The following is a 13,232-nucleotide window of genomic DNA, read 5'->3' as shown; positions in this document are numbered from 1 at the left end:
CGGGCAGGGCCGACGGTGTGCTCCCACGGGGCATGTTCGAGCGGGATTCTGGAATCACCCCGGCGGCGGACCCCGCCCCGGAGATTCGAAAGGACAAGAATCATGCTCGAATCCACCACCACCACAACTTGGTTCGTCACCGGTGCCTCGCGGGGTCTCGGTCTCGAGATCGTCGCTCAGCTCCTCCGGCGCGGCGACGACGTTGCGGCCACGACGCGCTCGGTCGAGCGTCTGACCGCCGCCCTCGACTACATCGGTACCGGCCGGCTCCTTCCGCTCCGGGTCGACCTGACCGATCAGGAGCAGGTCGCCGCGGCCGTCGCGCAGACCCGGGAGCACTTCGGCGGACTCGATGTCATCGTCAACAACGCCGGCTACGGATATCTCTCCGCCGTCGAGGAGATCGCCGATGCCGACGCCCACGCGATGTTCGACGTGCAGATCTTCGGGGTGCTGAACGTGCTGCGGGCGGCGCTTCCGGCGTTCAGGAGCAACCGTCGCGGGCACATCGTCAACGTCTCGTCGATCCTGGGGCTCACGACCTTCCCGGGCTGGGGACTCTACAGCGCGGGAAAGTTCGCGCTCGAGGCCCTGACGGAAGCGCTCGCCGCGGAGGTCGCCGATCTCGGTATCGGGGTGAACCTGATCGAGCCGGGATACGTGCGGACCGATTTCCTGACGAACGACTCGCTCGCACTTCCCGATTCGACACTCGGTGAGTATCCGGCCGTGCGGGAGACGACCGAGGCGCACCGGGCGATGCACGGGACCCAGCTCGGAGATCCCGTGAAGGTCGCGGCCGCGATCATCGAGGTCGCCGTCTCGGGTACCGCTCCGCTGCACCAGTTCCTCGGTTCGGACTCGCTCTCGTTCGCCGAGGCGCGGGTGAAGGCCCTGCAGGCGGACATCGACGCATCCCGGGCGCTGGCGGGCACCGACCACACCGACCTCTGATCCGATCGGAGACCCGAAGTGGGGCGTGACGGGCACCGCACCGATCCTTTTCTTGACTTATTCCAGAAAAGGGGCATACTTGGTGTCATGCAACAAGGACACGAGCATCACTTCGACCCCAAGGAGCAACTGCGCTCCGTGGGTCTGCGGGTGACCGCTCCCCGCGTTGCCGTACTGAGAACCGTTGCCGAGCATCCGCATTCCGATGCGGACGGAATCGCCGCCCACGTGCGCGACGAACTCGGCTCGGTGTCGACGCAGGCCGTGTACGACGTACTCAAGGCATGCGTGGGGAACGGGTTGCTCCGCCGGATCGAACCGGCCGGATCACCCGCACGGTACGAGACCCGCATCGGCGACAACCACCACCACCTCGTGTGCCGCGCATGCGGCACGGTCGTCGACATCGACTGCGTCGTCGGGGCCGCACCCTGCCTGACGCCGTCCGACGACCACGGCTTCGTCATCGACGAAGCAGAGGTCACCTTCTGGGGCCTGTGCCCCGATTGCCGCGCCGACTAGCGCCCACTCGCTTCACCGGTGGTCCGGCCCCTCCGCGGGGCCGAACCACCGGCTTCGTGTCCCGAGACCCGGAACACCCGTATTCGGAGGTCACCATGACGAATGCCCGTTACACCACGAACAACGTCGGTATCCCCGTCGCCAGCGACAACGAGTCGCTGACCGCCGGCACCCAGGGCCCGATCCTGCTCCACGACCACTACCTGGTCGAGAAGCTCGCGCACTTCAACCGCGAGCGGGTGCCCGAGCGCGTCGTGCACGCCAAGGGCGCCGGCGCGTTCGGTGAGCTCGTCGTCACCGAGGACGTCTCCGCCTACACGAAGGCCAAGCTGTTCCAGCCGGGCGCGAAAACCGAGATGCTGGCACGCTTCTCGACGGTCGCCGGTGAACAGGGCAGCCCCGACACCTGGCGCGACCCGCGCGGTTTCGCTCTGAAGTTCTACACCGAGGACGGGAACTACGACCTGGTCGGCAACAACACGCCGATCTTCTTCATCAAGGACCCGATCAAGTTCCCCGACTTCATCCACTCGCAGAAGCGTCTGCCCGGCTCCGGCCTGCGCGACCACACGATGCAGTGGGACTTCTGGACCCTGCGCCCCGAGACCGCACACCAGGTCACCTGGCTGATGGGTGACCGTGGCCTGCCGCGCACGTGGCGCCACATGGACGGCTTCGGTTCGCACACCTACCAGTGGAGCAACGCCGACGGTGAGCGCTTCTGGGTGAAGTACCACTTCAAGACCGACCAGGGCATCGAGTTCCTCACCCAGGACGAGGCCGACCGCCTCGCCGGCTCGGATCCCGACTACCACCGCGCCGACCTCTACACGGCGATCGAGCGCGGCGAGTTCCCGAGCTGGACGCTCCACGTGCAGATCATGCCGGTCGCGGAGGCGGAGAACTACCGGTTCAACCCGTTCGACCTGACCAAGGTGTGGTCGCAGAAGGACTACCCCCTGATCAAGGTCGGCACCATGACCTTGAACCGCAACCCGCGCAACTTCTTCGCGGAGATCGAGCAGGCCGCGTTCGCCCCGTCGAACGTCGTGCCGGGCATCGGATTCTCGCCCGACAAGATGCTGCTCGGCCGCGTGTTCTCCTACGCCGACGCCCACCGCTACCGCATCGGTGTCAACCACGCACAGCTGCCGGTGAACTCCGCGAAGGCCGCCCGTGTCGACTCCTACAGCAAGGAGGGCAACATGGCCTACACCTTCAACGATCCGCAGACCCCGGTCTACGCGCCGAACAGCTTCGGTGGTCCGCATGCCGATCCCGAGCGGGCCGGTGACGAAGGTCTGTGGAACTTCGGAACCGAGGCCGTGCGTGCGGGATACGTGCAGCACCCCGAGGACGACGACTTCGGTCAGGCGGGCACCCTCGTCCGCGAGGTGATGGACGACGCAGCACGCGAACGCCTCGTGAACAACATCGTCGGGCACGTCCTCGGCGGTACCTCGGAGGCGCTCTACGAGCGGATCTTCGAGTACTGGCGCAACGTCGACGAGGAACTCGGCAAGCGGGTCGAGACGGGCGTGCGCGCCGGAGCCTGACCCGTCACCGGGGGAGATGCGGCGGGATCAGAGCAGTCCCCACCAGTAGATCAGGGCTGCCAGCGCCAGCACGATCAGCGTGGTGTCCATGTCGCTCTCCCTCTATCCGACGGCAACAACTCCATCTTCCTCGCAAACGAGGAATCCGGCACAGACGGCAGGGCCGTCCACCTCTCCGGTGGACGGCCCTGCCGGCGTCTGCCGAACATATCGGCTGTTCGAACACGCGTGTGACAGCTGTGTCGGCTGTGGTTGTTAGGTTGGAGATCCGGGCCGGCGTCGTCACGCGGGGTCGGGTTCGCGCTCGTTCGTCGAAAGGTGTTGTCCGACATGGTGATGGGTCCTACCCATGCAGTATCCGGGGCGCTGGTGGGGCTCGTCGTCGCCGATCTGCTTCCTCCCGACTGGGGTGCACCCGCATCCACCGCGGAGACCTTCGCCTTCGCGGCGGTGTGTTCGGGGGCGGCCCTGCTTCCGGATCTCGACACGGCGCAGTCGACGGTCGCGAGGTCGTTCGGGCCCGTGAGCCAGACCTTCGCCAAGGGCATCGACGCGGTCTCGCTCGGCTACTACTCGCTCACCAAGGGCAGTCGCGACCGGAAGCGGCGCGGCGGGCACCGCACCATGACGCACACCGCGCTGTTCGCGGCGCTGCTCGGAGCCGGAGTCTCGGCGCTCGTCGCGAGCTTCGGCAGGGAAGCGATCATCGGGGTCCTGTTCGTCACTCTCGGTCTCGCACTGCGCGGGTTGTTCGGGTCGTGGGCGAAGAAGCGCGGGTGGGTGGTCGTCACCCTGAGCGCGGCAGTGCTGTCGATCCTGTCGTGGACGTGGTTCCCGCAGGAGGTCGCGTCCACGGGCCTGGGGGTCGCGGTGGCCCTCGGATGCGCGACACACTGCCTCGGCGACGCCATCACCAAGGAGGGCATCCCCTTCCTCGCGCCGTTCGTTCCCTGGCGCGGGTCGCGCTGGTGGGAGATCAAGCTGCCGTCGGTGTTGTCCATCCGTGCGGGTGGCCCGTTCGAACTCGGCATCCTCGGTCCGGCCCTCACCGTGGCGGCGGTCGCGATGGCCGTCTGGTCGGTCGACGGCGCACCCGAACACATCCTCGGCACATTGGAGGCGTCGGGCCTGTCGTTCTGGAGCGAGGGTGCCGCACACCGGTAGCGGTACTGGAGAATAAAGAGAACTTGTTCTATTTTTGCGGAGTCCGTGCCCGCAGAACAGAACGGAACCCGCCCTCGTGAGCGCTCGAGCCTCTGGTCCCACACTCAGTCGTCGAGGTCTTCTCGGAGCAGCCGCAGGAGCGGCCGTCCTTGCAGGCACGGGATGGACGCTCGCGGGTGCGGTACCGCTCGGCGACCCGGCTGCCACGATCCCGGCGCCGCCGGACTTCCCGGCCGACATCCCGCTCTCGCAGCAACAGTTCGTCAACTGGGCGAAGACCATCCAGTTCGACGCGGTGTGGACCGCGACCGCGCGCACCGCCGACGACGTCGTCCGCCTCGCGAACTGGGCACACGCCCACGGCTTCCGGATCCGTCCCCGCGGATCGATGCACAGCTGGAGTCCGCTCACCCTCGAGGCCGGGCAGGACATCGAGAACGTCGTGCTGGTCGACACCATGTCGCAGCTCAACCAGGTCGTCGTCGACGCGGGCGCCGCACCTGCGCGCGTGACCGCCGGCGGTGGCGCGAGCATCGAAGCGATCCTCACCGCGCTCGAAGCGAACGGACTGGGGTGGGCCAACTCGCCGGCCATCGGCGACATCTCCATCGCGGGGGCACTGTCGATCGGTGCCCACGGCGCCACCTATCCGGCAGCGGGGGAGACGGTGATCCCCGGCCAGTCGTTCGGCTCCCTGTCCAATCTCGTCCTGGCGCTGACCGCCGTGGTGTGGAATCCGTCGACCGGTGCCTACGAACTCCGCGAGTTCCGCCGCGCCGACCCGGAGATCGGACCCCTGCTCGCCCACCTCGGACGCACCTTCGTCACCTCCGTGACACTGCAGGCCGGAGCGAACTACCGGGTGCGCTGCCAGAGCTTCACCGACATCCCGTGGCGCGAACTGTTCGCCCCGCCCGGCTCGCCGGGGCGCACCTTCGAGCGCTACGTCGAGGAACACGGGCGGGTCGAGGCGATCTGGTTCCCCTTCACCGAGACACCCTGGCTCAAGATCTGGTCGGTCTCCCCGGAGAAGCCCGCCGCCTCCCGTGAGGTGCAGGGCCCCTACAACTACTACTTCTCGGACAGCCTGCCCGAGGAACTCACCGACCTGCTCGGCCAGGTCGTGCGCGGCGCCCAGGGCGTCACACCGGCCTTCGGTGCGTCGCAGTTCGGTGCGGTGGCAGCGGGACTCGCAGCGACCGGCACGAACGATCTGTGGGGCTGGTCCAAGGACCTGCTGTTCTACCTGCGCGCCGCGACCCTGCGCGTGGTCGCCGGCGGCGGTGTCGTCGTGACGAGACGCGACAACATCGCCCGCGTCATCAACGAGTTCACGACGTGGCTGCACGAGCGGATGACGCACTACGCCTCGCTCGGCCAGTACCCCGTGAACATGCCGTTCGAGGTGCGTCTGTGCAAGGTCGACGACGCCGACGAGGTGCTCGTCGACGCTGCCGGTGTGCCGGACCTGTCGCCGGTGCGACCCCGCCCCGACCGCCCCGACTGGGACACCGCGATCTGGATGAACGTGGTCTCCATCCCCGGAACGGCAGGGATGCCGGCCTTCTTCCGCGAGATGGAGCAGTGGATGGCCGCCCACTACTCGGGCGACTACGCGACCTTCCGTTCCGAGTGGTCGAAGGGCTGGGCGTTCGACGACCAGGGCGGCTACCGCGACCCCGGTTTCCTCGGGGAGACGGTGCCGGCCATGTACCGCACCGGGTTGCCGTCCGGGCAGGGTTGGGACGCCGCGCTCGCAGCCTTCGAGCAGTACGACCCGCATCGGGTGTTCAGCAACCGGTTCCTCGACCGCCTGCTGCCCTGACGTCCCGTCTCAGCACCCCGTGTGCGAGAAGGCCCGCATGTAGCCGGCGGTCTGATAGGCGTAGGCCCACGCTCAGTACGACAGGGCGATGTCGGCGGGGCTGGCGGCCATGATGAGCTCGCCGTCGAAGCATCGGTCGAGGATGAAGCGCGCGCGGGAGACGTGCGGCACGAACGTCACGACGATGACGCTCTCCCCGCCGCGCTGCTCCGCGAGGCGACGCAGTTCCATCGCTTCACCGCGTGTGGTCGCCGGCTCCGGCTCGAAGCACGTGACGGGGAATTCGTAACGCGGGTGGTCGCACAGGTCCGTCAACCAGACGTCCTTCGTGCCGTTGGGATTCGAGACCACGACCTCGGGTGCGAAGCCTTCGAGTGCGAGTTCGAGGGCGTACGGATAACGCTCGTAGATCGCACCGCCGAGGACGAAGATCGCATCCGCGCGGCGGTACGGGCTCAGGTTCTCGATCTCGATCTGCGGAGCCACGTAGACGGGCACTCCCGCAGCGATGAATGCGCACGCCACGAGCACGAGGACGGCGAACCACCGTCGTCGCCGGGGCCGTGGCCTGGTGAGTGTGGAACCTCCGGAGTTCTCCGGCGCGTCCTGCCGGGAGGCCCTGTGTCGTCGCGTCATCCGCTGTTTTCCGTTCCCCCCGACCGGAGTCGGAGCGTCTCGCGAGTGCGGTGCCGCGTTTCAGTTTAGGGCGTATAAGTCTGTTTTTCGTGCCTAAAACAAACTTGAAGAATCTTTTGCGCGGGCACGGCATCCGCTTTTCCCTGCACAGAAGCACCGTTCCAGGAGCGGATGGCGGCCTATTCTGCTCTTACGCCCTGCGGCAGAACAGCTCGCAACCTCGGGTCGTGCCCGAAGCGATGGGGTTCCCCTCCGGGGAGAGGATCGCGATGACTCGGATCGGTAGGACCCCGAGGACCGGACTCCTGCGTGCCAAGTCGGTGGAGCAGTCCATCCGTGACACGGACGAACCGGATTCGAAATTGCGCAAGGACCTGACCGCCTGGGATCTCATCGTGTTCGGCGTCGCAGTCGTCATCGGCGCCGGCATCTTCACGCTCACCGCCCGCACCGCGGGTAACGTCGCCGGTCCGTCGGTGTCCCTGGCCTTCGTGTTCGCTGCGATCGCGTGCGCGCTCGCAGCCCTCTGCTACGCCGAGTTCGCCTCGACCGTGCCTGTCGCCGGCAGTGCCTACACCTACTCGTTCGCGACCTTCGGAGAGTTCGTCGCGTGGATCATCGGATGGGATCTCATCCTCGAGTTCGCCCTCGCCGCAGCGGTGGTGGCGAAGGGGTGGTCGCTCTACCTCCACGAGGTCGTGGCCGTGTCGTCGAGCGTCATGATCGGACCGGTGAAGATCGACTGGGGTGCGATCCTGATCGTCGCGGTGATCGGCGTGCTGCTCGCCACGGGAACCAAACTCTCGTCCCGGGTCTCACTGGTCATCACGTCGATCAAGATCGCAGTGGTGGTGTTCGTGGTGGTTCTCGGCGCCTTCTACATCGAGACCGAGAACTATTCGCCGTTCGTCCCGCCCTCGGAAGCCGGCGACACAGGTGAGGGGTTGCACCAGTCGTTGTTCTCGTTCGCGACCGGGGCAGGCGGCAGCACCTTCGGCTGGTACGGGTTGTTGGCCGCAGCCAGCCTGGTGTTCTTCGCGTTCATCGGATTCGACGTCGTCGCCACCACGGCCGAGGAAACGCGCAACCCGCAGAAGGCGGTGCCGATCGGCATCCTCGGCTCGCTCGCGATCGTGACGGTGCTGTACGTGGCCGTCAGCCTCGTCCTCACCGGCATGGTCGACTACACCGAGCTCGAAGGGGACGAGTCGACACTGGCGACGGCCTTCGCACTCAACGGGATGGACTGGGCCAAGAACCTGATCTCGATCGGCGCCCTCGCGGGTCTGACCACGGTCGTGATGGTGCTGATGCTGGGTCAGACGAGGGTGCTGTTCGCGATGGCACGGGACGGACTCATGCCACGCGGGCTCTCCCACACGGGCAGCCATGGAACTCCGGTACGCACGACGGTGCTCGTGGCGGTGATCGTCGCAGTACTCGCGGGGCTCGTGCCGCTCGGCACTCTCGAGGAGATGGTCAACATCGGCACACTCTTCGCGTTCGTACTCGTGTCGATCGGCGTGATCGTGTTGCGGCGCACGCGACCGGACCTCGAACGCGGGTTCCGGGTGCCGCTGGTACCTCTGGTGCCCATCCTTGCGGTGATCGCCTGTGTGTGGCTCATGGTGAATCTGTCCGTCGAGACATGGTTGCGGTTCGTGGCATGGATGCTCCTCGGCCTGATCATCTACTTCGCCTACAGCCGGAACCACTCCGTCCTCGCGACCCCATCCCGGGTTCGGGCCGGCCCGGAAACGTAGTCGGGAAAGCAATCAGGGCACTTTCTCCGCGAGGAGAAAGTGCCCTGACGAGTTCTTCCACGAGTCGGGGTGGCGGGATTCGAACCCACGACCTCTTCGTCCCGAACGAAGCGCGCTACCAAGCTGCGCCACACCCCGTATTGAACCTCGGTCAGCTTACAACACGAGGCCGCAGAAGATTAAATCGGCTGGTCAGCGACGTAACCCGGCGCGCTCTGCCGCATCGCCGCTGGCCTGCTGCGCGGTGTCGCGCGAGGCCGGAACGAGGGTCAGCAGAGTGGCCTCCGGACGGCAGAAGAACCGAGCGGGAGCGAACGGCGACGTGCCGATGCCCGCGGAGACGTGCAGTCGCATGTGGGCACCCCAGCGCGACGCGCCCTTCACCCGCGACCGGTCGATCCCGCAGTTGGTCACCAGCGCGCCGTAGAACGGCAGGCACAGCTGGCCGCCGTGGGTGTGGCCGGCGAGGACGAGGTCGTAGCCGTCCTCGGCGAAGCGATCGAGCACCCGAGGCTCGGGGGAGTGCGTCATGCCCAGTCGCAGATCGGCCGAGGGATCGGCCGCACCGGCGATCGTCTCGTACCGGTCGCGGTCGAGATGCGGGTCGTCGACACCACCGACGGCGATGCGTACGCCGCCGACCTCGATGTCACGGCGCACGTGCGTCATGTCCTGCCAGCCACGTTCGGTGAACGCCGCACGCAGGTCGCCCCACGGGAGCGGAGGACCGTAGACGCGGTCGTGGTCCTTGTCGAAGTAGGCGAGCGGGTTCTTCAGCACGGGAGCGAAGTAGTCGTTGCTCCCGAAGACGAACAGACCCGGGCGGGCGAGGAGTCCGCCGAGCGCCTGGACGACGGCCGGAACGGCCTTCGGATGCGACAAGTTGTCGCCCGTGTTCACGACGAGATCGGGCTCGAGGCCGTCGAGCTCGCGCAACCAGTTCTGTTTCAGCTTCTGGTTGGGAGTCATGTGCAGGTCGCTGATGTGCAGGACCCGCAGTGTCGACGCGCCGGGCGCGAGCACCGGCACCGTGACCTCGCGAAGGGTGAACGCGTTCCGTTCGATCAACGTGGCGTAACCGAGGCCGAGAGCGGCGGCGCCGGCAGCACCGAGGGTTACGCGGCGAATTGCAGACAGGTCAGGCACTTCTCCAGCGTACCGCCGTGCGTGGTCCTCGCACGTGGTTCGCCTGCCCCGCGTAGCGTTTCCGGCATGAGCGACACCACATCCTCCCTCGAATCCAGGCTGCGGACGGACCTGACCGCAGCGATGAAGGACAAGGACAAACTGCGGACCGAGACCCTCCGGATGCTGCTCGCGGCGGTCCGGAACGAGGCGGTGTCCGGCAAGGAGGCGCGTGAGCTGTCCGACGACGAGGTGCTCAAGGTCCTCGCGAAGGAGTCGAAGAAGCGTGGCGAGGCCGCCGAGGTCTACACCGAGAACGGCCGCGGTGAGCTCGCGGCCAAGGAGCACGCCGAAGCGCGCATCATCGACGAGTATCTGCCCACCCCGCTGACCGATGCCGAGCTCGTCGATGTCGTCGACACCGCCCTCGCGCGCGTCGCGGAGGAGATCGGCGCGCGTCCGGGTCCGAAGAACATGGGCCAGGTGATGAAGGCCGCCACCGAGATCGCGGCAGGGAAGGCCGACGGCAAGCGCCTGTCCGCGGCCGTGCGTTCACGCCTGTAACCGAAACGGCCGCGCAGTTCTGGTCGACCGTCACGAGGACGGGGCGACGAGAACTGCACGGCCGTGGAAGCCCTGCGGCTCAGTTGTCGGGGCGGCTCGGTGTCGTCGTGGGAGTGGAGTCCTCCTCCGCCGGCGGACTCGACTCGCTCTGCTCGAGCTCACGTCCCGGGATGGGCGCGGGCGTCGATCGGCGGGTCGTGTCGGGCACCTCGCGGTCGCGCGGGCGGGCCGGGGTGGCGCTTGTGGTGGGAGCCACGCGGACCGATCCGTCGCTGATGAACAGTGTGACCGTCGATCCCGGGACGGCCGAGCCGCTCGGGGACGTACCCGTCACCGTTCCGGCGCGTTCCTCACCGGCGATCGTCGCCTCCGAGACCGAGAATCCGGCGTCCTGCAGTCGCTGGACCGCGCGGTCCTTCGACAGGCCCGTCACGTCCGGAACCTGGGCGTTGCCCGCGCCGCGGACGTACCGGGGATCGGGGGCGGGCAGTTCGATGGAGCCGAACTTGTTCGCCACCGGCAGCATCGCCGAGAACCATGTCCGCGCCGGTTCGGTACCGCCGAAGAGGTTGCCGTCGTAGCAGGGGCGGACCGGACCCGAGCAGATCTGGCCGGGGGTGGGGGAGTCGCCGTAGGTGTAGACCACACCGGCGAACCGGTTGGTGAAGCCGAGGAAGGCCGACGACATGTGCGATTCCGTCGTACCGGTCTTCGCCGCGACCGGCAGGTTCCAGCCCACCGATCCCGCGGCACCCGAGGCGGTACCGCCGGCGGCGGTGTCCTTGCTCATCGCCGTGGCGAGGGTGTCGGCGAGGCCGGGCTCGACCACCTGCTCGCAGGCCTGCTGCGTGATCGGTACGGGCTTGCCCTCGCGGTCGAAGACCTCCTCGATCGGGCTGGGCGGGCACCACTTGCCGTGCGAGGCGAGGGTCGCCGCGACGTTCGACAGTTCGAGCGCGTTGATCCACGTCGGGCCGAGCGTGTACGAGCCGAGGTGCTGGTCCTTCTGCATCTCGGCCATCGACTGGTCGCCGAAGCCGGAGGTGCGCGGCTGCAGGTACGAACGCAGACCCAGGCGCACCGACATGTCGACGGCCGCGTCGACGCCGGTGGCCTCGATGAGCTTGACGAACGCCGTGTTCGGCGACTGTGCCAGCGCGTCGGTCACCGACAGTCGCGACGGATACGGTGCGGCGTTCTCGACGCAGTAGTAGTTGGCCGGGCAGCCGCGGGCGCCGCCGTCGCCCAGACCGCGGGCGTTGTAGCGGGACGGGACGTCGAGCACGGCCGAGGTGCCCAGGCCCTGTTCCATGGCGGCGGCGACGGTGAATATCTTGAAGATCGACCCGGCGCCGTGACCGGCCAGCGAGTAGGGCTGCGGCTGGACCGTCTCCTTGGCCTCGGCGTCGAGGCCGAACTTGCGGCTCGACCCCATGGCGAGGACCTTGTGCGAATCCTGGCCCGGCTCGATCACGTTCATCACCGAGGCCACGTCGTCGACGGTGGGGCTGGTGAACCGGTCGAGCGATTCCTTGACGGAGTTCTGGACCTCGGGGTCGAGGGTCGTGCGGATGAGATATCCGCCCCGGTCGATCTGCTCGCGCGACAGTCCGGAGTTCTCGAGGTACTGCAGCGCGTACTCGCAGAAGTAGCCGCGGTCGTCGGCGGCGATGCAGCCGCGGGGGAGCGTGTTGGGCTCGGGCAGCACGCCGAGCGGCAGTTCCTTCGCGGCGCGGATCTCGTCGGCGCGCTCGGGGATGTTGTCGATCATCGTGTCGAGCACGATGTTGCGACGGGTGAGTACGCCGTCGGGATTGGTGTACGGGTTCAGCGCCGAGCTGGACTGCACCATGCCCGCGAGCATCGCGGCCTGCGGGATGTTCAGGTCCTTCGCGTCGATGCCGAAGTAGGTCTGGGCGGCGTCCTGGATGCCGAACGAACCGTTGCCGAAGGGGACGAGGTTCAGATAGCGGGTGAGGATCTCGTCCTTGGTGAGCTGATCGTCGAGGGTCAGCGCCATGCGGATCTCACGGATCTTGCGGGCCGGCGTCGTCTCGATCGCCGCGCGGCGTTCGGCGTCGGTCTTCGCGATCACGTGCAGCAGGTAGTTCTTGACGTACTGCTGGTCGATCGTGGAGGCGCCCTGCTCGACCTGACCGCTCGTGGTGTTGGTGAGGAACGCGCGGATGGTGCCCTGCCAGTCGACGCCCTGGTGCTCGGGGAACCGCTTGTCCTCGATCGAGACGATCGCCAGTTTCATCTCGTTCGAGATCTGGTCGCTGGGCACCTCGAAGCGACGCTGGTCGTAGAGCCACGCGATCGGCTCACCCGCCTTGTCGACCATGGTCGTCACGGCTGGGACGACACCTTCGACGAGCTCTGCGGAACTGTTGTCGACGGTGTCCGCGGCGCGGTTCGAGACGTACCCGAATCCACCCGCGGCCGGGAAGAGCATCCCTGCTACGAGAACGCCGCCGAGGGCCGTGCAACCAGCGAGCTTCGCCACCGTTCTTCGGATCGACACGCCTACACACTACGTGGCGGGGGACCGGCCGGCGGTTTCCAGGGAGCGGGCGTGGCACGACGGGCGCTGTGAAAACGCCTCCGACGTGCAACTTTGTACGTACGTACCAGAAAAGGTTTCGTTCGCCTTGCGCGTGGGCATCAGTTTACCTAGATTGAGACATCAGTGTGACGCAGATAACACCTTGACGGGCAGGTTTCGCGCCGTCGCGGCACACGGACGGCGCAGACCTCGAACACCGCGAACCGGCGTTCGGAAAGTAAAGGGGCAACTGAATGCACATGACCACCCCGACGACCCGACTCGACGTCGACCAGGCCGAAGCGCGCATCGCTTGGGTCTCCAAGGCTCGCTGCCGCGAAGTCGATCCCGATGAACTGTTCGTGCGTGGCGCAGCGCAGCGCAAGGCTGCGGTGATCTGCCGGCACTGCCCGGTGATGCTCGAGTGCGGGGCGGACGCCCTCGACAACCGTGTCGAGTTCGGCGTGTGGGGAGGCATGACGGAGCGGCAGCGTCGTGCTCTCCTCAAGCAGCATCCCGAGGTCGAGTCCTGGGCCGATTTCTTCCAGGCGCAGCGACAGCACCAGAGCGCGGTCTAG

10 protein-coding genes, 1 tRNA gene and 1 pseudogene are annotated in these 13,232 nt (G+C 67.2%); 8 read left to right on the top strand and 4 right to left on the bottom strand.

Translation table 11 applies throughout. The annotated features are described in order from the left end of the window. Positions 1-102: 102 nt before the first annotated feature. From ACPCXD_RS19095 to ACPCXD_RS19075, 5 genes are all read left to right on the top strand, one after another. Complete coding sequence (locus tag ACPCXD_RS19095; protein ID WP_423660787.1) at positions 103-954, top strand: SDR family NAD(P)-dependent oxidoreductase; 852 nt, start codon at positions 103-105, stop codon at positions 952-954. An 87-nt stretch (positions 955-1,041) separates the two neighbouring features. Continuing rightward, positions 1,042-1,476 (top strand): Fur family transcriptional regulator, encoded by a 435-nt coding sequence (locus ACPCXD_RS19090; RefSeq protein ID WP_024102806.1) that lies wholly within the window; start codon positions 1,042-1,044, stop codon positions 1,474-1,476. Between the two features lie 95 nt (positions 1,477-1,571). Next, positions 1,572-3,032: a catalase gene (locus tag ACPCXD_RS19085; protein WP_423660785.1), complete on the top strand. Its 1,461-nt coding sequence runs from the start codon at positions 1,572-1,574 to the stop codon at positions 3,030-3,032. A 330-nt stretch (positions 3,033-3,362) separates the two neighbouring features. After that, entirely contained in the window at positions 3,363-4,196 is an 834-nt protein-coding gene (locus ACPCXD_RS19080) for a metal-dependent hydrolase (RefSeq protein WP_423660783.1), read from the top strand. Positions 4,197-4,272: 76 nt separating this feature from the next. Beyond that, positions 4,273-6,021: a cholesterol oxidase substrate-binding domain-containing protein gene (locus ACPCXD_RS19075; RefSeq protein WP_160876056.1), complete on the top strand. Its 1,749-nt coding sequence runs from the start codon at positions 4,273-4,275 to the stop codon at positions 6,019-6,021. 9 nt (positions 6,022-6,030) lie between these two features. Here ACPCXD_RS19075 and ACPCXD_RS19070 read toward each other — a convergent pair. Then, positions 6,031-6,552, bottom strand: a pseudogene (locus tag ACPCXD_RS19070) (YdcF family protein). A gap of 374 nt (positions 6,553-6,926) precedes the next feature. Here ACPCXD_RS19070 and ACPCXD_RS19065 point away from each other — a divergent pair. Then, positions 6,927-8,420, top strand: coding sequence for an amino acid permease (locus ACPCXD_RS19065; protein WP_088898801.1), 1,494 nt, complete (start codon positions 6,927-6,929; stop codon positions 8,418-8,420). Between the two features lie 64 nt (positions 8,421-8,484). On the opposite strand, the gene ACPCXD_RS19060 is transcribed toward ACPCXD_RS19065, so the two are convergent. After that, positions 8,485-8,558: transfer RNA gene (locus tag ACPCXD_RS19060), tRNA-Pro, on the bottom strand. A gap of 54 nt (positions 8,559-8,612) precedes the next feature. After that, positions 8,613-9,566: a metallophosphoesterase gene (locus tag ACPCXD_RS19055; protein ID WP_059383099.1), complete on the bottom strand. Its 954-nt coding sequence runs from the start codon at positions 9,564-9,566 to the stop codon at positions 8,613-8,615. A 66-nt stretch (positions 9,567-9,632) separates the two neighbouring features. Here ACPCXD_RS19055 and ACPCXD_RS19050 point away from each other — a divergent pair, with 66 nt between their 5' ends. After that, the gene (locus ACPCXD_RS19050) at positions 9,633-10,109 is read left to right on the top strand and encodes a GatB/YqeY domain-containing protein (protein WP_016693221.1); all 477 of its coding nucleotides are present in this window, start codon (positions 9,633-9,635) and stop codon (positions 10,107-10,109) included. A 79-nt stretch (positions 10,110-10,188) separates the two neighbouring features. Here ACPCXD_RS19050 and ACPCXD_RS19045 read toward each other — a convergent pair whose 3' ends face one another. Beyond that, on the bottom strand, positions 10,189-12,615 hold the full coding sequence (locus ACPCXD_RS19045) for a penicillin-binding protein (RefSeq protein WP_026061357.1): 2,427 nt from the start codon (positions 12,613-12,615) through the stop codon (positions 10,189-10,191). A gap of 293 nt (positions 12,616-12,908) precedes the next feature. Here ACPCXD_RS19045 and ACPCXD_RS19040 point away from each other — a divergent pair, with 293 nt between their 5' ends. Continuing rightward, positions 12,909-13,232, top strand: a complete 324-nt coding sequence (locus tag ACPCXD_RS19040) for a WhiB family transcriptional regulator (RefSeq protein WP_006552432.1) — start codon at positions 12,909-12,911, stop codon at positions 13,230-13,232.

Origin of the sequence: Rhodococcus sp. AB351 (assembly GCF_049538275.1) — a bacterium.
GTDB lineage: Bacteria > Actinomycetota > Actinomycetes > Mycobacteriales > Mycobacteriaceae > Rhodococcus.
The sequence above is the reverse complement of the archived record's forward strand: the minus strand, read 5'-3'. Positions and strand labels throughout refer to the sequence as shown.